The organism is Enterobacter chinensis (genome assembly GCF_034008295.1).
GTDB lineage: Bacteria > Pseudomonadota > Gammaproteobacteria > Enterobacterales > Enterobacteriaceae > Enterobacter > Enterobacter chinensis.
Genome location: NZ_JARDVI010000006.1, coordinates 163855 through 182881, shown reverse-complemented (window position 1 = coordinate 182881; position 19027 = coordinate 163855). Strand labels below are relative to the sequence as shown.

Annotated in this window: 19 protein-coding genes; 8 read left to right on the top strand and 11 right to left on the bottom strand. The window is 53.5% G+C overall.

The window, feature by feature from the left end; all coding sequences use genetic code 11:
• Nucleotides 1-73 precede the first annotated feature (73 nt).
• The 5 genes from PYW49_RS18295 to PYW49_RS18275 form a co-directional block, all read right to left on the bottom strand.
• Nucleotides 74-790 carry an ABC transporter ATP-binding protein gene (locus tag PYW49_RS18295; protein WP_063431873.1) on the bottom strand — a complete coding sequence of 239 codons (717 nt, stop codon included), beginning with the start codon at nt 788-790 and terminating at the stop codon, nt 74-76.
• On the bottom strand, nt 787-1662 hold the full coding sequence (locus PYW49_RS18290; RefSeq protein ID WP_320387152.1) for an ATP-binding cassette domain-containing protein: 876 nt from the start codon (nt 1660-1662) through the stop codon (nt 787-789). The genes PYW49_RS18295 and PYW49_RS18290 overlap by 4 nt, the downstream gene beginning before the upstream one ends.
• Nucleotides 1659-2933, bottom strand: coding sequence for a high-affinity branched-chain amino acid ABC transporter permease LivM (gene livM / locus PYW49_RS18285; RefSeq protein ID WP_320387151.1), 1275 nt, complete (start codon nt 2931-2933; stop codon nt 1659-1661). Before livM ends, PYW49_RS18290 begins: the two co-directional genes overlap by 4 nt.
• An 11-nt stretch (nt 2934-2944) precedes the next feature.
• Complete coding sequence (locus tag PYW49_RS18280) at nt 2945-3859, bottom strand: ABC transporter permease subunit (RefSeq protein ID WP_047345968.1); 915 nt, start codon at nt 3857-3859, stop codon at nt 2945-2947.
• A 99-nt stretch (nt 3860-3958) separates the two neighbouring features.
• The gene (locus tag PYW49_RS18275) at nt 3959-5080 is read right to left on the bottom strand and encodes a branched-chain amino acid ABC transporter substrate-binding protein (protein ID WP_320387150.1); all 1122 of its coding nucleotides are present in this window, start codon (nt 5078-5080) and stop codon (nt 3959-3961) included.
• Nucleotides 5081-5505: 425 nt separating this feature from the next.
• Here PYW49_RS18275 and PYW49_RS18270 point away from each other — a divergent pair, with 425 nt between their 5' ends.
• A complete protein-coding gene (locus PYW49_RS18270; RefSeq protein WP_320387149.1) occupies nt 5506-6174 on the top strand; it encodes a YecA/YgfB family protein in 669 nt (222 codons plus the stop codon).
• Between the two features lie 34 nt (nt 6175-6208).
• Here PYW49_RS18270 and tyrP read toward each other — a convergent pair whose 3' ends face one another.
• From tyrP to yecR, 3 genes are all read right to left on the bottom strand, one after another.
• Entirely contained in the window at nt 6209-7420 is a 1212-nt protein-coding gene (gene tyrP, locus PYW49_RS18265; RefSeq protein ID WP_208527924.1) for a tyrosine transporter TyrP, read from the bottom strand.
• Nucleotides 7421-7669: 249 nt separating this feature from the next.
• Nucleotides 7670-8167: a non-heme ferritin gene (gene ftnA, locus PYW49_RS18260; RefSeq protein ID WP_320387148.1), complete on the bottom strand. Its 498-nt coding sequence runs from the start codon at nt 8165-8167 to the stop codon at nt 7670-7672.
• A 201-nt stretch (nt 8168-8368) separates the two neighbouring features.
• Complete coding sequence (yecR, locus tag PYW49_RS18255) at nt 8369-8707, bottom strand: YecR family lipoprotein (protein WP_320387147.1); 339 nt, start codon at nt 8705-8707, stop codon at nt 8369-8371.
• A 234-nt stretch (nt 8708-8941) separates the two neighbouring features.
• On the opposite strand from yecR, the gene azuC reads away from it, so the two are divergent.
• Together azuC and PYW49_RS18245 are read left to right on the top strand one after the other, a co-directional pair.
• On the top strand, nt 8942-9025 hold the full coding sequence (azuC, locus tag PYW49_RS18250; protein WP_014884364.1) for a stress response protein AzuC: 84 nt from the start codon (nt 8942-8944) through the stop codon (nt 9023-9025).
• 109 nt (nt 9026-9134) lie between these two features.
• Nucleotides 9135-9386, top strand: a complete 252-nt coding sequence (locus tag PYW49_RS18245) for a DUF2766 family protein (RefSeq protein WP_320387146.1) — start codon at nt 9135-9137, stop codon at nt 9384-9386.
• A gap of 42 nt (nt 9387-9428) precedes the next feature.
• Here PYW49_RS18245 and PYW49_RS18240 read toward each other — a convergent pair whose 3' ends face one another.
• Both PYW49_RS18240 and PYW49_RS18235 read right to left on the bottom strand, forming a co-directional pair.
• Complete coding sequence (locus PYW49_RS18240; protein ID WP_134350712.1) at nt 9429-10772, bottom strand: anaerobic C4-dicarboxylate transporter; 1344 nt, start codon at nt 10770-10772, stop codon at nt 9429-9431.
• A 157-nt stretch (nt 10773-10929) separates the two neighbouring features.
• Nucleotides 10930-11433: a non-heme ferritin-like protein gene (locus PYW49_RS18235; RefSeq protein ID WP_320387145.1), complete on the bottom strand. Its 504-nt coding sequence runs from the start codon at nt 11431-11433 to the stop codon at nt 10930-10932.
• Nucleotides 11434-12222: 789 nt separating this feature from the next.
• Between PYW49_RS18235 and araF the strand changes: the two genes are divergently transcribed.
• The 5 genes from araF (at nt 12223) to otsA (ending at nt 18179) form a co-directional block, all read left to right on the top strand.
• Nucleotides 12223-13212, top strand: coding sequence for an arabinose ABC transporter substrate-binding protein AraF (gene araF, locus PYW49_RS18230; protein ID WP_134350710.1), 990 nt, complete (start codon nt 12223-12225; stop codon nt 13210-13212).
• A gap of 71 nt (nt 13213-13283) precedes the next feature.
• Nucleotides 13284-14798: an L-arabinose ABC transporter ATP-binding protein AraG gene (gene araG, locus PYW49_RS18225; RefSeq protein WP_134350709.1), complete on the top strand. Its 1515-nt coding sequence runs from the start codon at nt 13284-13286 to the stop codon at nt 14796-14798.
• A gap of 14 nt (nt 14799-14812) precedes the next feature.
• Nucleotides 14813-15799 carry an L-arabinose ABC transporter permease AraH gene (gene araH, locus PYW49_RS18220; RefSeq protein ID WP_023336141.1) on the top strand — a complete coding sequence of 329 codons (987 nt, stop codon included), beginning with the start codon at nt 14813-14815 and terminating at the stop codon, nt 15797-15799.
• A gap of 177 nt (nt 15800-15976) precedes the next feature.
• The gene (gene otsB, locus PYW49_RS18215) at nt 15977-16780 is read left to right on the top strand and encodes a trehalose-phosphatase (RefSeq protein WP_320387144.1); all 804 of its coding nucleotides are present in this window, start codon (nt 15977-15979) and stop codon (nt 16778-16780) included.
• The gene (otsA, locus tag PYW49_RS18210; protein WP_134350707.1) at nt 16755-18179 is read left to right on the top strand and encodes an alpha,alpha-trehalose-phosphate synthase; all 1425 of its coding nucleotides are present in this window, start codon (nt 16755-16757) and stop codon (nt 18177-18179) included. The genes otsB and otsA overlap by 26 nt, the downstream gene beginning before the upstream one ends.
• A gap of 15 nt (nt 18180-18194) precedes the next feature.
• On the opposite strand, the gene uspC is transcribed toward otsA, so the two are convergent.
• Nucleotides 18195-18623, bottom strand: a complete 429-nt coding sequence (gene uspC / locus PYW49_RS18205) for a universal stress protein UspC (RefSeq protein WP_320387143.1) — start codon at nt 18621-18623, stop codon at nt 18195-18197.
• Between the last annotated feature and the right edge of the window lie 404 nt (nt 18624-19027).

Genomic DNA, 19027 nt, shown 5'->3' with positions numbered 1-19027 from the left:
CGTGCTATACCTTTAGTGAATATCTCATTGTTATTTATATGAAAATATTTTTAATGGTTCCTTTCGTATCAAATCACACCCCACCCAAATAAGCCTTCCTCACCTCCTGGTTGCCCAGCAGTTCCTCACCGCTGCCGCTCAGCCGGATCTGTCCGTTAACCATCACGTACCCGCGGTCAGACAGCTTCAACGCGTGATGCGCATTCTGCTCCACCAGAAAAATGGTCATCCCGTTACGGGCCAGCTCGCGCAGCGTCTGGAAGATTTGTTTCACGACTATCGGCGCCAGCCCGAGGCTCGGTTCATCCAGCAGCAGCAGCTTCGGACGGCTCATCAATGCCCGTGCGATAGCCAGCATCTGCTGTTCCCCGCCGGACATGGTCATTGCGCGCTGTTTACGCCGCTCTTTAAGACGGGGGAAGAGGTCAAACATGGTTTGCATATCGTCAGCGGCAAACTGGCTGCCGATGGGGATGGTGCCCATCAGCAGGTTCTCTTCAACGGTCATATCGGGAAAGATACGTCGCCCCTCGGGTGCCTGCGCAATGCCGCCGGAAGCGACGTAGTGGGTGGATTTATGGCTGATATCTTCACCACTGAAAAGGATCTGCCCGTTGCGGATACGGGGCTGGCCAAAGATGGACATCAGCAGAGTCGATTTCCCGGCGCCGTTTGCGCCAATCAGCGCCACGGTTTCACCTTTATTGACCTCCAGCGAAACCTGTTTCAGCGCCTGAATGACGCCGTAGAACACATCCACTTCGCGAAATGCCAGCAGCGGTTCGCTCATAGGGTGACCTCGCTTTCATCAGTGCCCAGGTAGGCGGCAATGACCTTTTCATCATGCTGGATCTGCTCGGGTTTTCCCCTGGCAATGACATCGCCGTGGTCGAGCACGATAATGTCGTCTGAAATCTCCATCACCATCCCCATATCGTGCTCAATCAGTAATACCGTGATGTCATGGCGATCCCGCAGAAAACGAATAATGCTGCTCAACTTATGCGTTTCAACCGGATTCAGCCCGGCGGCGGGTTCATCCAGACAGATCATTTCCGGCCCGGTACACATTGCTCGCGCAATTTCCAGACGTCTCTGCTGGCCGTACGACATCTCTCCCGCCAGGCGATTGGCGCACTCCACCAGATCCACCACTTCCAGCCAGTAGAAGGCCCGGTCCAGGGCGTCGCTTTCCGCCCGACGGTATGCCGGCGTATTTAAGATCCCGGCGAGCAGATTGCGGTTTACACGCATATGTTGTGCGACCAGCAGATTTTCCACGACTGACATCTCGCGAAAAAGGCGGATATTTTGAAACGTGCGCGCCAGTCCTGCGCGGTTGACCAGGTGCGTTCCGCCAAACATTTTGTAGAAAAGACGCTGCCCGAGCTGCGCGGGATGGATCCAGTCGCCTGGCTGGAATTTTTGTCCGAGTACCTGAATGACGTTGGTCGTTTTATTGCGGGTATTAAATAAAATGTTGCCGCCGGAGGCTCTGTAGAAGCCCGTCAGGCAGTTAAACACGGTGGTTTTCCCCGCCCCGTTGGGTCCAATAAGGGCAGTGATTGACCCGCGCTGAACGTCCAGGTTGACGTCGTTCAACGCTTTAATTCCACCGAAGTGCATCATCAGGTGTTCAACGCCTAATATCGTTTCGTTCATGGTGCGACGCCCTTACGCACGGCAAACCCGCTGCGATTAATGCGGATCAAACCGCGTGGACGCCAGATCATCATCACTACCATGAGCATGCCAAACAGCAGGACGCGGTACTCTGCAAAACTGCGCAGCAGTTCTGGCGTGACCGTGAGCACAAAGGCGGCCAGCACCACGCCCAGCGTCGAGCCCATACCGCCCAGCACGACGATGGCGAGGATCAGCGCGGATTCAAAGAACGTAAATGAGGTCGGGTTCACGAACCCCTGGTAGGTCGCGAAGAAAACCCCGGCAATGCCCGCGGTCGACGCGCCCAGCGTAAAGGCCGACAGCTTGACCAGAACATGATTCAGTCCCATTGAGCGACAGGCAATTTCGTCTTCACGCAGGGCTTCCCACGCCCGACCAATCGGCATTCGCGTCAGGCGGTGCTTGATATAGAGCACCAGCATCACCACCAGAAACAGCACCGCGTAGATAAAAATAAATTTCATATTCGGGTTGTAGGTCAGGTGGAAGAACTCGTGGAATGGCACGCCTCCTTCTTTCGCACGCCGACCAAATTCCAGACCGAATAAGGTGGGGGGAGGGGCCGACACGCCATTCGGTCCGCCGGTAAATGTCAGCCAGTTGTTCAGTATCAGGCGAATGATCTCCCCGAAGCCGAGGGTGACGATGGCCAGATAGTCACCGTGCATGCGCAGTACCGGGAAACCGAGCAGAGCACCTGCGGCGGCCGCCATGATTGCCGCCAGCGGCAGCATGCTCCAGAAGCCTAACCCGAGATACTGATACCCCAGCGCCAGACCGTAAGCGCCAATCGCGTAGAAAGCGACATATCCCAGGTCCAGCAGACCGGCCAGGCCCACGACGATGTTCAGCCCCAGGCCAAGAAGCACGTAGATCAGCCCGAGGATGGCGACGGTCAGCACATATTTGGTGGCGACAAACGGGAAGCAAATCGCGAGGGTAATCACCAGGGGAATAATCCAGCGCATGCGGCTTTTGTATTCCGGTGGCCGGACATACACGCCTGCGCTATCGGCTTCGAAGCGCGCCTGGAAACGGGCACCGGCAGGGGTACCTAAGAACGCGCTCAGCAGAAAACGCCCCAGCATCACAATGCCGACCATCCAGGCCAGTCGCTGTCCGGCGAAGTTAAAGCTGTACCCGTCCAGCACCACGCCCGCAATGGGGCCGAAGATAATTAGCGCAATCAGCCCCGAAAAAATCGCGTCCAGAATGCAGCGTTTAAGCGAAAAAGCGTGCGATACCATGTCGTTCTCCCTCACACTTTGGCCACAATCGGGCGCCCAAGCAGCCCCTGGGGCCGGAAAATCAGGATCATGACCAGCAGCCCAAACGAGAAGACATCTTTATAGTCCGAGTTCACCATGCCCGAGAACTGCGCTTCCGCCACGCCCAAAATAAGGCCGCCGAGCATCGCGCCGGGCAGAGAACCGATGCCGCCCAGTACCGCCGCCGTAAAGGCTTTAATGCCGATCACAAACCCGACGTAGAAATCAAAGGTGCCGTAATTCATGGTGATCAGCACGCCCGCCAGGCCGGCCATCGCTGCGCCGATGACAAAGACCAGCGAAATGATCCGGTCGGTATTAATGCCCAGAATGGAGGCCATTTTTCGATCCTGCTGCACCGCACGGCACATCCGCCCAAGACGGGTATGGTTGATTATCCAGGTGAGCACCAGCATGCCGGCAAACGAGGCGAGCAGAATAAACACTTTGGTGTAGGTTATCTGAACGAACCCATCGCCCAGATGCAGACGAATAACGCCGTCCAGCATGGTTGGCACCCCTTGCTGGCGGGGGCCCTGGCTCAGCTGCGCGTAGTTTTGCAGGATAAGCGACATCCCGATGGCGGAGATAAGTGGAGCGAGGCGCGTGGAGTTTCGTAGCGGCTTGTAGGCAATACGCTCGATAGTCCAGCCGTATACGCCAGTCACCACAATGGTGAAAACCAGCGTCCCAAGGATCAACAGCGGGAACGACTGCAGGCCGAAGAATGACAGCAGCGCCAGGCCAATGGCGCAGAGATAGGCGGAAATCATATACACTTCGCCGTGGGCGAAATTAATCATGCCGATAATGCCGTACACCATGGTGTAGCCGATGGCGATTAAGCCGTAGACGGAGCCCAGCGTTAAGCCATTGATTAACTGTTGCAGGAAGAATGTACTCATTTTAGCGCGCTCGTTTTATAGGCTGCGCGAGCCGCGCAGCCTGATGTTTATTACGCGCCGGCAGGCAGGCCCGCCGACGTTGAGCGTGACTCCGTCCCGTTACTGTACTTCCTTATATTTTCCTTTGTCGTCCCACTGGTAAACCACATAGTCAGAGACTTTCAGGTCGCCTTTGCTGTCCCAGGCTTTTTTGCCCATCACCGTGTCGACGGAGTTAGCTTTCAGCCACTCGCTGGCTTTGGCTGAGTCCTTGCCGCCGGTGGCCTTGAAGGCCGCTGCAATCGCCTGTACGGAAGCATAAGAATAAAGGGTGTAACCTTCCGGCTCGAATTTACCGGCGCGGAATTTCTCGATAACCGCTTTACCGTCCGGGATCAGGCGCGGATCTTTACCGAAGGTCATGTAAATACCATTGGTGTACTGCGGGCCGCCCGCCGCGGTTACCATCTCTTCGTTGACGATACAGTCACCGGAGAAGAATTTCGCCTGTACGCCCTGTTCACGCATCTGGCGAACCAGCGGGCCAGCTTCCGGATGACACCCGCCGAAGAACACCACGTCCGGTTTTTGTGCGCCTATCTTGGTGACCAGCGCGTTAAAGTCTTTTTCACCGCGCGATAGCCCCTCGTACATCACATCCTGAACCCCGCGTTTTGCCAGCGCCGCTTTGGTGGCGTCAGCCAGACCCTGACCATAGGTGTCTTTATCGTGAATGATCGCCACGCGTTTGGCTTTCAGTTTGTCGATGATGAAGTCGCTGGCAACCTGGCCCTGCTGGTCATCGCGGCCGCACATGCGGAAGATGTCGCTCATGCCGCGTTCGGTAATCAGCGGGTTGGTCGAGCCGGGGGTAATAGCGATGATCCCCGCATCGCTGTAAACCTCGGAGGCGGGCATTGTGGAAGAGGAGCAGAAATGGCCGACCACGGCGTTGACTTTATCCTGGTCAACTAAACGGTTGGCGACGGCTACGGCCTGCTTAGGTTCGCAGGCGTCATCTCCCTGAACCAGTTTGATCTTCTCACCGTTAATGCCGCCCGCGGCGTTAATGTCTTCAGCGGCCTGAGTTGCGCCGTGCCAGTACTGATCGCCATAGGTGGCATTAGGACCCGTGAACGGCCCGGCCACACCAATCACAATATCTGCCCTGGCGGAAAACGCCGTCACCAGGCAGCCGGCCAACACGAGAGAAAGAGGAGTTCTGATAAATTTCAGCGACATTATTATGTTCCTTAGCAAAGAGGTTTTTGCACCACGGCGTAAACCCAAACGCCCGACGGCGCAGCCAATCCAAAACACGAACAAGAACAAAATGCACTAAACGAACAAGATACAGACGGCATCCTGCATATTACGGCGAGGTTTCCCTGCGCAGCATCGCGCGAAGAACAGTAAGCAAAAACGTTGCCAGAATGGTTAATCCATTGACGGGCTTGTGACCTGTTTGAGTATAGAGCGCCGCGTTATGCCGCCCTGTGGGAGGAGAAGAAATTACAGCGGAGATCACATATCGTTAACAATAAAGCCCATAAGTTGTGCAAAGGTCACGATTTGCACGTTTTTGCAGCAATAAAGACCTAAACTTCAGCCCGGAGAGGCGTGAGATATGTGTTAGGATCGTTTCCTTTTTATCAGGAGTGTCAGCGATGACTGAAGGCCCATTAAATGAAAGCGAAATGGCGTGGCTTGAAGAGACGTTAATGTCTTACGGTCATGATGATGCGTCCGTGATTGACGTGTCCGAACTGGACGGCATGTTCACCGCAGTGCTTTCCGGCCCTGTTGTCGTTGAGCCAGATGCCTGGCTGGTGGCGGTGTGGGGTGGTGAAAAATACATTCCACGCTGGAAAAACGATCGTGAGATGAACCGTTTTATCGATCTCTGCTTTAAGCATATGAACGATATTGCCGAGCGCCTGAGCGAATATCCGGATCAGTTTGAACCGATGTTTGGGTACAACGACGTGGACGGTGAGAGCTATACCGTTGTGGAAGAGTGGTGCTACGGCTACATGCGCGGCGTGGCGCTGACGGACTGGTCAGCCTTGCCGGAAGAGCTGAAGGCCGATCTTGATGTGATTGCGCTGCACGGTACGGAAGAGAACAGCGACCAGCTGGATGCGCTGACCGAAGAAGACTATAAAGCCAGCATTGAGCGTATTCAGCCTGCGGCGCTGCGCTTGTATAACTACTGGGTTAACAACCCGCAACAGCCGGAAGTGAAGAAACCGACGGTGAATGGCACGAAAGTTGGGCGTAACGATCCGTGTCCTTGCGGCAGCGGGAAGAAGTTTAAGAGCTGCTGTTTGCACTGATAAAAAAAGGGGCTGATGATAGCCCCTTTTTTATTTAACCCACTTCCGGCAGCATTCCCGCTGCAATCAACGCCTGCACCAGAATAATCACCACCCCACAGGCAAACACAACACACAGCAGCGGTTTTCCCCCTGCCACGCGGTACCCCTGCTGCGGATGCTGCTGGCGGCTCTTCCATGCCAGCAGGGAAGGGAGGAGCAGGGCAAGGACCGACAGCGCCACCCCTGCGTATCCCAGCGCCATCACAAACCCGCGTGGATAAAACAGCGCAAATGCCAGCGGCGGCAGAAAGGTGATTGCCCCGGTCTGTAAACGCCCTGCGGCGGTATTGCGACGCTGGAACAGGTCGGCCAGGTAATCGAACAGGCCAAGGGCCACACCCAGGAACGAGGTCGCCAGCGCCAGGTCGGCAAACAGGTGTACCGCCAGCTCAACGTGCGGGGAGGTGACGACCTCGCGCAGTGCCAGCAGAAAACCGTTCAGGCCAGCGTGCTGTGCCATCAGCCCAATAAAGGTTGAGGAATCAATGCTGCCCAGGGTCACCAGTTGCCAGAAAATATAGGCGATCAGCGGGATCGCGCTGCCGATGACAAAGACGCGGCGCAGCTTGCGAATATCGCCGTTCATATAGCTAACGATGCTCGGCACGCTGCCGTGGAAGCCAAACGAGGTGAAGATGACCGGGATGGCGGAAAGCGCCAGACCTTTTTCCAGCGGCAGGGTCAGCAGATTGACCTTGTGAACATGCGGTGCCAGCAGGACCAGCATGACTATCAGGAACAGAATTTTGGCGCTGAACAGAAAACGGTTAAACAGATCGACCAGCGACGTCCCCACGCAGACCACACCGCCGCCGATGAGCGCAAAGAAGATAGCCCCCGTTGCAGGGGTAATGTCTGAGCCGAACCAGTCATTAACGCTGGAGGCGATCAATTCTCCGGCGCCGCTGATATAGGCGGCGGTCAGGGCGTACATCAGGAACATCATGCTAAAGCCGGTTATCCACTGGCCGTAACGTCCCAGGTAGCGCGACGCAAGTGAACCCAGACCGGTGTCGGCGGGCACATGCTGGTAAACCTCAAGCAGCAGCAGGGCGGTGTAACACATCAATGCCCAAAGCGTACCCAGCAGCAGCAGGGTCATGCCAAATCCCACGCCTGCGGCGGCCAGGGGCATTGCCAGCATTCCTGCGCCAATTGTCGTTCCGGCGACGATAAAAATACTTCCCAGGGTTCTGTTTTTCACGCTTTCCTCTACAACGGCTCTTAATCGCGGCAAAATCTGCGGCGCAGAGTAAGGCAAAAGCGATAATTCGTCAAACCACCGTTACAAGGGGTGTAATGAAAGGTTTACGTATTGCGCTGCCGACAATCCGACGTGGGACGACGTTCAGGTATGACATAAACAAGGCGAACAGGGAATAAAATGCGTGTTTTGATGTGGGGGAGGGAAAGGGAAATTAACGCGGTGCCGGAAACCAGCACCGCATTGAGATTAATTCTGCGTATCAAGAGTGGAAAGTTCTTTATCAATAAAGTAAAGACCTTCGCCTGATTTACCCACCAGAGCTAATTTATCCAGAACAGATTTAAACAGCTTCTCTTCTTCGTGCTGTTCAGCAACGTACCACTGCAGGAAATTAAAGGTTGGATAATCCTGGCTGGTCATAGCGGCATGAACCAGTTCGTTAATTTTCTGTGTGATCAGCTGCTCGTGCTCGTAGGTGGCACGGAACAGTTCGTCGAGAGAATTATATTCAGCAAAAGGGGATGCCACGGTTTCAATGCGCGGCAGGCTGCCCGTATCTGTCAGATAATCAAACAGACGTTGCATGTGGGTCATCTCTTCCTGAGCGTGACGACGCAGAAACGCGGCTGCGCCTTCGAAGCTGTGGTAGCTGCACCAGGCGCTCATCTGCTGGTAGAGGAGAGACGAAAAAAGCTCAAGGTTCATTTGTGCGTTGAGCTTGTCGATCATTTCAGATTTCAGCATGGTGGCGCTCCGGGTTATTATTTCTGGTTCACAATGAGCGACACTATAATTTGTTATTTAATTATTTGCAAAACGTAAAATTTTTATTTCTTTATTTAAAATACGAATGGGAATAAAACGCATTGGCGATGTTTATATTTATTATTGAGAATTGTTTTTGTTCGTAATAAATAAACCGCCAGCAAACGCTGGCAGCCTTGATCAATACCACGGATTATTTGACTTAGGGGTAACGGCATAACCCATACATTTATACTGGATAGTTACGCTCTCGTTCAGACATAACGCGCCGCTGGTCAGGGTGCAGGTTTTGATGGGCTGACCATACGCTGAAGCAGTGGCATACCCCATGCTCTGACACGCTTTTGCCGCCGTGCCGTTATTCACATACTCATCGGAATACGCATTTTGCAGCACTGCCTGGCCGTAGTCGAGGCGGACGATGCCGTTAGGCGCGTCGAGGCTACTGACTTCAGCCTGGCGGTTAATACTACACCCTGCGAGCAGCAGGAGCGTGCCGGCTACAATGACTCTTTTCATGGTTCGCTCTGAGTGGATGGAAATACGTTATCGTACCCGCAGATGCCCACTGCAATGCCAGGAATAGCCGGGCAATCTGCCCTCACTCTTTGCAACGGGTCAGAGATGAACGCTATCAGGCCACACCCTGAGAAAATTGTGATGTGCATCACAAAAATATTGATTTTTGTGATGATGGTCATATTATAGGCACGTTGACAATAAAGTTGTATAACAAGTTAATGGAGCCTCATCGTGAAACTGCGCAAAATCCTGAAAAGCATGTGGGCCAATTACTGCCGCACGTTCAAAGACGTGCCGCCGGGCGCCATGTTCTGACAAAAAAACCTGCTTCGGCAGGTTTTTTTGTCTCTGCAGACGACGAAGGAGAGATGAAAGGGGCTGCATTTTGCTACTATGGCGGCCTTTAAATAAGGAGAAAGCCCCCATGTCACAAAACCTGAGCGCCGATCAGGAGCTGGTGTCTGACGTTGTCGCATGCCAGCTGGTTATCAAACAAATCCTTGATGTTCTGGACGTGATTGCGCCGGTTGAAGTGCGCGAGAAGATGTCTGCGCAGCTGAAAAACATCGATTTCGCCAGCCATCCTGCTGCCGCTGACCCGGTTACGCTTCGTGCGATCCAGAAAGCCATTGCGCTGATTGAACTGCGATTCACGCCGCAGGGTGAGTCCCACTAAAGCGGGGAAATGGGCGACGGTATCTGTCGCCCGTTGATGCCGCTAAAAGAATGTCTGGACCAGCAGGTAGCTCGCCGCGCACGCGCAGCTTACCCCAATCAGCCCTGGCAGAATAAAGCTGTGGTTGATGATAAATTTGCCGATGCGGGTGGTGCCTGAACGGTCGAAGCCGATGCAGGCCAAATCGCTTGGGTAGGTTGGCAGGACAAAATAGCCATATGAGGCCGGGAAAAAGGCGATCAGCATTTTCGGATCGATACCTAACATAAGGCCCATAGGCGCAACGGCCGTCAGCGCAGCCGCCTGGCTGTTCACCAGTTTTGACACCAGAAACAGCACAATCGCATAGGTCCACGGGTGGCTTTTCACCACGCCTTCCAGCGCCAGTTTTAGCTCGTCGAGATGCGCCTGGAAGAAGGTATCGCTCATCCACGCCACGCCGAACACCGAGAAGATCGCGACCATACCTGCCTTGAACACCGCGCCGTTAGAGATCGCGGACGCGTTCACTTTGCAGGCCATCAGCATCACGGCGCCCGCAATCAACATCATCATCTGGATGACAAGGTTCATCGACAGCGCCGTCATTTTGCCTTTCAGTTCAAAGGCGGGACGCAGTTCAGGAAATGCCCCCAGCAGAACAACCACGGCAATCCCGGCAAAGAAAATCCACGTGGACCAGTAGGCCTGTTTTGGGAAACGTTGGTTCATTAACGTCTCCGTCCCGCCATAGATAAACTCGCGCTGTTTAGGATCTTTCAGTTTTTCCTGAAATTCCGCGTCGTCAGCCAGGTCTTTCCCGCGGCGTAAGCTCCACAGGGCCGCAATGGCCACGCCGAAAAGTGAAGCGGGAACCGACACGGCGAGTATTTCCAGGATCCCCCATACGTGACCGATCCCATGCTGTGCCGCCAGGATGGAGATCAGCGATACGACGGCGACGGAAACGGGGGATGCCGTAATCGCCATCTGCGATGCCACCGATGCCACGGCCATTGGGCGTTCCGGGCGGATCCCTTTTTTCAGGGCGATATCCGCAATGATGGGGAACATGGTGTACACCACGTGCCCGGTCCCGCACAGAAAGGTCAGCATCCAGGTGGTAAAAGGGGCGAGCAGGGTGATGTGTTGCGGGTGTTTGCGCAGCAGACGTTCGGCAAACTGCATCATGACGTTGAGGCCGCCCGCAGTCTGAAGGGTAGCCGCGCAGCCAATCACCGCGAGAATGGTCAACATGACGTCAACCGGCGGCTTGCCCGGCTGCAGACCAAAAACAAAACATAAAATAAAAAGGCCAATACCGCTTATTAACCCAAGCCCCATCCCACCGAAACGTGTACCCGTCAGCAGGCAGAGGAGAATGACAACAAATTCAATGGTGATCATGATGCTCCCTCGACAATGATTATGTAATTAAATAAATCATTACACGTTGTGTGGTTAATCATTGGGAGCAAGATCTGATTTGTTAAATTTCAGCAAAAGCAGAAGGTTGGAGCTAAGAAGGGGAACCTGCCCCCGGAACGGAAGCAGGTCAAAAGACTCAGTGATGCTGCACGGCCACGATGTCGAGCAGATTACGATCGGTTTGCTCAGGGCATAAACCTGCCTGCTGCGCATTATGGATTTCATCCGCCAGCGTCTTCAGCAGCATGCCGTCCTGCTGCTGCTCTTTGTCCATATCACGTAAGAACGTGAGTGTGGTAATGTCCTGCTGCGCTCTGGCTTCATCGGCCAGTTTGCTGAGCGTGCTGCAGCGTTGTTCATATTCTTCAAGCGTTTTCTGGAACAGTTCTTCCAGTGAGGAGTAGTCTTCATTAATTCCATCAAGGGCTTTAACGACAGGATTGGCCCCTGCGGCTTTAAGGAAGTTAAAGACGCGCATCATATGGGTGACGTTACTTTGCGCCTGAGAGCGAAAGAATGTGGCAGACCCCGTGAGACTTTTCTCGGAACACCAGGCACTTAAGTGAAGGTGCAGATTCGAGGCGTAGAACTCAAGGTTCATCTGCGCATTAAGTTTTTGCATCATCGTTTGGGTAGCCATACTCATATCCTTATTGACTGTGGGACGTGATGTCCGTTGCTTAACCTGAGCGTCAGGCAAATACGAAGAAAAAGAGCAGAAATAAGCATTCTGCAGCGACAGAAGTCGACCGAAATTCACTTCCTGTGTTCGATATAAATAAGCATACCCTTGTCTGTGGTCTAAGAAAACTCTTAATTGGGCTGTATTTACCATACATTACAAACTTTAATATAGTACAGAAATACAATTAGCTCGCCATCGAATAAATATGCATTAATTGATTGATAATTAATGTTTTTTAATGAAGAGATATACTGTTACTCTTTGGGGGATATTAAGTTGGAGTAATGCTCCGTAAAAACAAGAAATACGGATTAATTATTTCGAATATATGATGCATTAATTAAATTGCGCTAAATCAAATTCTGCGGAATAACGAATCTTCAGGGCGTGGTACATTTTTGATGAAAAACATGCTGCATCCTTTTTAACATCGGGAGTCCTTTCGTGCGTAGCCGGGCATCAGGGATATCTTAGCTAATCTTATGGATAATCCTGCTCAACCCTCTTTCATTTGTCCGACAAATCCTGCCTTTTTTATGTCATTTTCCGCTGAATTTATGTACGCAATTACTGTAATTCTGCGGTGTGATGGGGCTCTCTTATGGATGATTAATTTCCCGCTAAAACTATCACCAGCAATAACGCTTATGACGAGGTAAGCGCTAATGCCTTGTTTTAAGTCCGATTAAATAAGAAGCACGCAAATATTCCCTACAGAAAAGAATGCTAAAGCTGGAGTTTACCATGCACAAATTTACTAAAGCGCTGGCGGCCATCGGTCTGGCTGCCGTTATGTCACAATCCGCTATCGCTGAGAATTTAAAACTCGGTTTTTTGGTAAAACAGCCCGAAGAACCCTGGTTCCAGACTGAGTGGAAATTCGCCGATAAAGCCGGGAAAGATTTAGGTTTTGAAGTGATTAAAATCGCCGTGCCTGACGGTGAGAAAACCCTGAACGCCATTGACAGCCTGGCGGCCAGCGGCGCGAAAGGTTTCGTTATCTGTACTCCGGATCCAAAGCTCGGCTCGGCAATCGCGGCGAAAGCCCGAGGTTACGATATGAAAGTCATTGCCGTTGACGATCAGTTCGTTAACGCCAAAGGCAAGCCAATGGACAGCGTTCCGCTGGTGATGATGGCGGCGACCAAAATCGGCGAACGTCAGGGCCAGGAACTTTATAAAGAGATGCAAAAGCGTGGCTGGGATGTCAAAGAGACCGCAGTGATGGCCATCACTGCGGATGAGCTGGACACGGCTCGCCGCCGTACTTCCGGTTCAATGGACGCGCTGAAAGCGGCCGGCTTCCCGGAAAAACAGATCTACAAAGTCCCCACCAAATCCAACGATATCCCGGGTGCTTTCGACGCCGCGAACTCCATGCTGGTTCAGCATCCGGAGGTGAAACACTGGCTGGTGGTCGGCATGAACGACAACACCGTGCTGGGCGGAGTACGCGCGACGGAAGGCCAGGGCTTCAAAGCGGCTGACGTGATCGGGATTGGCATCAACGGCGTTGACGCCGTCAGCGAGCTGTCCAAAGCGCAGGCTACCGGCTTCTACGGCTCTCTGCTGCCAAGCCCGGACGTTCACGGCTACAAATCTAGCGAGATGCTCTACAACTGGGTAACCAAAGGGGCTGAGCCGCCGAAATTTACCGAAGTGACCGACGTGGTGCTGATTACCCGCGACAACTTCAAAGAGGAGCTGGCGAAAAAAGGACTGGGCGGTAAGTAATACGCTGTGATTGTGCCCCTCACGCATCGTGAGGGGCCAGACGTACACACTACAGGAATCACGGAGACGTTATGCGACAGTCTGATCCGTATCTCTCTTTTCGCGGCATCGGGAAAACCTTCCCCGGTGTTAACGCGCTGACCGATATCAGCTTCGACTGCTATGCCGGCCAGGTTCACGCCCTGATGGGGGAAAACGGTGCGGGAAAATCCACGCTGTTAAAAATCCTCAGCGGCAACTACGCGCCAACAACCGGCACGCTGGCTATTCGCGGCGAAGAGGTGACCTTTGCCGATACCACGGCGGCACTCAATGCCGGGGTTGCCATTATCTACCAGGAGCTGCACCTCATCCCTGAGATGACCGTGGCGGAAAATATCTATTTAGGCCAGCTCCCGCACAAAGGCGGCGTGGTGAATCGTTCGCTACTTAATTATGAAGCGGGGCTGCAGCTCAAACACCTGGGTCTGGATGTCGATCCTCAGACCCCGCTGAAATATCTCTCCATCGGCCAGTGGCAGATGGTTGAAATTGCTAAGGCGCTGGCGCGTAACGCCAGAGTTATTGCCTTTGATGAGCCCACCAGTTCGCTCTCTGCGCGTGAAATCGACAATCTGTTCCGCGTGATCCGCGAGCTGCGTCAGGAAGGCCGTACGATTTTGTATGTTTCGCATCGTATGGAAGAGATCTTTGCCCTGAGCGATGCTATTACCGTATTTAAAGATGGCCGCTATGTGCGCACCTTTACCGACATGGAGCAGGTTAACCATGACCAGCTAGTTCAGGCGATGGTCGGGCGCGAGCTGGGTGATATTTATCACTGGCAGCCGCGGGCATACGGGCCTGAACGCCTGCGTCTGGATAACGTCAAGGCGCCGGGCGTGCGTGCGCCGGTTTCATTATCTGTACGCAGCGGCGAAATCGTCGGGCTGTTTGGTCTGGTGGGCGCGGGGCGCAGTGAATTAATGAAAGGCCTGTTCGGCGGTACCCGCATTACCGATGGGCAGGTCTCCATTGACGGTGAGCGGGTAGATATCCTGAAACCGGCCCACGCGATAAAAGCGGGGATGATGCTCTGCCCGGAAGACCGTAAAGCCGAGGGCATTATTCCGGTGCATTCGGTGCGCGACAACATTAACATTTCCGCCCGCCGCAAGTTTATTCGCGCAGGTTGCCTGATAAACGATAGCTGGGAGTCGAGCAACGCCGACCACCATATTCGCTCACTGAATATCAAAACGCCGGGTCCAGAGCAGTTGATCATGAATCTTTCAGGCGGAAACCAGCAGAAGGCCATTTTAGGTCGCTGGCTGTCAGAGGATATGAAGGTCATTTTACTGGATGAGCCGACGCGCGGTATCGATGTGGGGGCAAAGCACGAGATTTATAACGTGATCTATGAGCTGGCAAAACGCGGCGTGGCGGTGCTCTTCGCCTCCAGCGATCTGCCGGAGGTGCTTGGCGTGGCCGACCGCATTGTGGTGATGCGTGAAGGCGAAATTGCCGGTGAATTACTTCATGAACAGGCGAATGAACAACAGGCGTTGAACCTCGCCATGCCTAAAGTCAGCCAGGCTGTCGCCTGAGTAAGGAGTTAATGATGTCCTCTGTTACTACATCCGGAGTGCCGAAGTCGAAGTCGGCGTTGAGTTTTGGGCGTATCTGGGATCAGTACGGCATGCTGGTGGTCTTTGCCGCACTCTTCCTCGCCTGTGCCATCTTTGTCCCTAATTTTGCCACCTTCATTAATATGAAGGGGCTGGGGCTGGCCATTTCCATGTCCGGGATGGTGGCCTGCGGGATGCTGTTCTGCCTGGCCTCCGGCGATTTTGACCTGTCGGTGGCGTCGGTGATTGCCTGTGCGGGCGTCACGACGGCCGTGGTAATCAACATGACGGAGAGCCTGTGGATTGGCGTTCTGGCCGGTCTGTTACTCGGCGTCATCAGCGGTCTGGTGAACGGTTTTGTTATCGCTCGCCTGAAGATTAACGCCCTGATCACCACGCTCGCGACGATGCAAATTGTCCGCGGGCTGGCCTATATCATCTCCGACGGTAAAGCGGTGGGGATTGAAGACGAGCGCTTCTTTACGCTGGGTTACGCCAACTGGCTGGGCCTGCCTGCGCCTATCTGGCTGACCGTGGCCTGCCTGATCCTGTTCGGCTTCCTGCTGAACCGGACCACTTTTGGCCGTAACACGCTGGCGATTGGCGGGAATGAAGAGGCCGCTCGTCTGGCGGGGGTGCCGGTCGTGCGAACCAAGATTATTATCTTTGTGCTCTCAGGGCTGGTTTCTGCCGCTGCGGGGATTATTCTGGCTTCGCGTATGACCAGCGGCCAGCCCATGACCTCTATCGGTTATGAGCTGATCGTCATTTCGGCCTGCGTGTTAGGGGGCGTTTCCCTCAAGGGCGGCATCGGAAAAATCTCATATGTGGTGGCCGGTATCCTGATTTTAGGGACGGTAGAGAACGCCATGAACCTGTTGAATATTTCGCCGTTCTCTCAGTATGTGGTTCGTGGCCTGATCCTGCTCGCAGCCGTGATTTTCGACCGTTACAAGCAAAAAGCGAAGCGTACCGTGTAACCCTTTTCCCCGTCTTTTATTGCTCAACTTATAACCTTAGTTGACCCCTTAACCGCCCCGCCAGTAAAACTGGCGGGGCGGTTGTCAAATGGCGAGCGACGTCACACTGTCTATACTTACATGGCTATGAAAGAGGTAAAGGCGTTTACCTCTCAGTAAACCGTAAGGAGGAAAAGGGTGGCTGACATGTTAACCGCACCGCCTGTACTGCCCGGACATTATGCTTTCTTTTTTGATCTCGACGGCACGCTCGCCGGGATAAAGCCGCACCCCGATCAGGTGTCTATTCCGGATGCGGTATTACAGGATTTGCATCAGCTCTCGCTCATGAATGAGGGAGCACTGGCATTGATATCAGGGCGCTCAATGGCCGAGCTGGATATGCTCGCCAGTCCTTACCACTTTCCGCTGGCCGGTGTACACGGAGCGGAGCGCCGCGACATCCATGATCACACGCATATCGTTTCACTCCCCGCCGCACTCACGCAAACGCTGCAGAAGCAGCTTTCTGCTGCGCTGGAAGCGTTGCCTGGCACCGAGCTGGAAGCCAAAGGTATGGCCTTTGCCCTGCATTATCGTCAGGCACCGCAGCATGAAGAGGCCGTGCTTGCACTGGCTCAGGCGGTGGCGGATGCGCATCCACAGCTGGCATTGCAGCCCGGCAAGTGCGTGGTGGAGTTAAAACCGAAAGGGATTAATAAAGGCGCGGCCATTGCCGCGTTTATGGCGACACCGCCTTTCAAAGGGCGGACGCCCGTTTTCATTGGGGATGACCTGACCGACGAGGCCGGGTTTCGTGTGGTGAATCAGGCCGGAGGGATAGCCGTCAAGGTGGGGCCTGGTGACACTGTCGCCGAATGGCGGCTGGCGGATGTCGCCAGCGTCTGGAAGTGGATATCTGACATCGCTAACCAGCAACAACAACAAATAGCGCAAAACAAAGGGGGAAACCATTATGGGTCGCTTAGTCGTCGTCTCTAACCGAATTGCACCGCCGGATGATAAAAAAGCCAGCGCGGGTGGCCTGGCGGTAGGGGTGTTAGGTGCCTTAAAAGCTGCTGGTGGGCTGTGGTTTGGCTGGAGTGGTGAAATCAGTGAAGAAGAAAAACCGCTCAAAAAAGTGACGCGCGGAAATATTACCTGGGCTTCGTTTGCGCTGAAAGAGAAAGACTATGACGAGTATTACTCGCAGTTCTCTAATGCCGTTCTGTGGCCCGCATTTCACTATCGTCTTGACCTGGTCAAATTCCAGCGGGAATCGTTTGAAGGCTACTCACGCGTGAATGCGTTGCTGGCAGATAAACTGCTGCCTTTAATCGAGGAAGACGATATTTTATGGATCCACGATTACCACCTGCTGCCCTTCGCCAGAGAGCTGCGAAAAAGGGGCGTAAATAACCGGATTGGCTTCTTCCTGCACATCCCGTTCCCGACGCCGGAAATCTTTACCGCACTGCCGCCGCACGAAGCGCTGCTGGAGGCGCTGTGTGATTACGATTTACTGGGCTTCCAGACCGAGAATGACCGCCTCGCGTTCCTCGACTCCGTGTCAGGAAAAGCGCGTCTGGTGACCAAAGGCGGGAAAACCCATACGGCGTGGGGGAAAACCTTCCACACCGAAGTGTATCCTATAGGGATTGAGCCTGACGAAATCGCGGAACAGGCTTCCGGCCCGCTGCCGCCGAAGCTGGCGCAGCTTAAGAATGAACTCAAGCACGTGAAAAATATCTTCTCGGTAGAGCGTCTTGATTATTCCAAAGGGCTGCCGGAACGCTTCCAGGCGTATGAGACGCTGCTGGATAAATACCCGCAGCATCACGGTAAGATTCGCTATACCCAGATAGCGCCGACGTCGCGCGGTGAGGTTCAGGCCTACCAGGATATTCGCCATCAGCTGGAGACCGAAGCAGGGCGCATTAATGGCCGTTATGGCCAGCTGGGCTGGACGCCGCTCTTTTACCTGAATCAGCATTTTGACCGTAAGATCCTGATGAAGGTCTTCCGCTATGCGGATGTGGGCCTGGTCACGCCGTTGCGTGACGGGATGAACCTGGTCGCGAAAGAGTATGTGGCGGCCCAGGATCCTGCTGATCCGGGCGTCCTGGTGCTTTCCCAGTTTGCCGGTGCGGCGAATGAACTCACGTCGGCGCTTATCGTTAACCCTTACGACAGGGATGACGTGGCGAACGCGCTGAATCGTGCCCTGACGATGCCGCTCACGGAGCGTATTTCCCGTCATGCTGAAATGATGGAGACGATCCGTAAGAACGATATTAATCACTGGCAGGCGCGCTTTATTCAGGATCTCCGTAATATCGCCCCACAAAGTCATGAAGGCGATCTACAAAAAAAGATCGCGACCTTTCCTAAACTAGCCTGATTTACCACTGGGGGGTTAATGCCCCCCAAGCGGCACTAATAGCACATCAACCTGGCTTGACGCGACAATGGATTTCGCCGCACAGGCTGCGCGCGATATAAAGCTGTGGTTATGATTTCCGCATATCACCAAATCAATATGGTGTTTACGACACATATCGAGAATATGGGCGTTAAGTTCCCCCGTCGCAATAACGGTTTCATAAACAGGATATTGTGCCTTTTCAACTAACTCTCGCAGAAATTGCTGTGTTTCCTCCTGAAGAACCTCACGAATATCCTCCAGCATCGGGGCGGCCAGCTGATTATACATCTCGGGTTCTGCCGCGAGAGTGATGAGGCTGATACGGGCATTGTGGGGCCTGGCAATGGAGACTGCCCGTGCGACGAGTTGATGGCTTTCGGGAGAAACTGCAACAGAAACAAGAATATGGGAGTAACTCATGGCGCACTCCTTTGGTGTCTGACAGACAGCGTTTGATCACCATTACCGCGAATTGCCTGGATCTGCAAGAGCGGATTACGACATTAGTGTGAAGCTTATCATAATTATTCATTAATTATTCTTATAAGAAGAATAACTGAAAAATGCGCCTAAATGAAAAAAATTAACAACTTAACGTAAATCACACAAATTCCCGCTTTCACTGTTGAATCGTTTAGGTATGTTACAAAACCATTTCGAATGATCACGAACTGAAACAGTTTTTTTGTGCTACCTGCATAACTATATGTTTTTTCACGGTAAGAAAAATGTTTCCGGGAGAGGTGTTTGATGTGAATGTTTCCGCGCGGCGCTTACAGCAGGAAAAGCACGATGCATGCCAGTTCGGATCACCCTTCTGCATG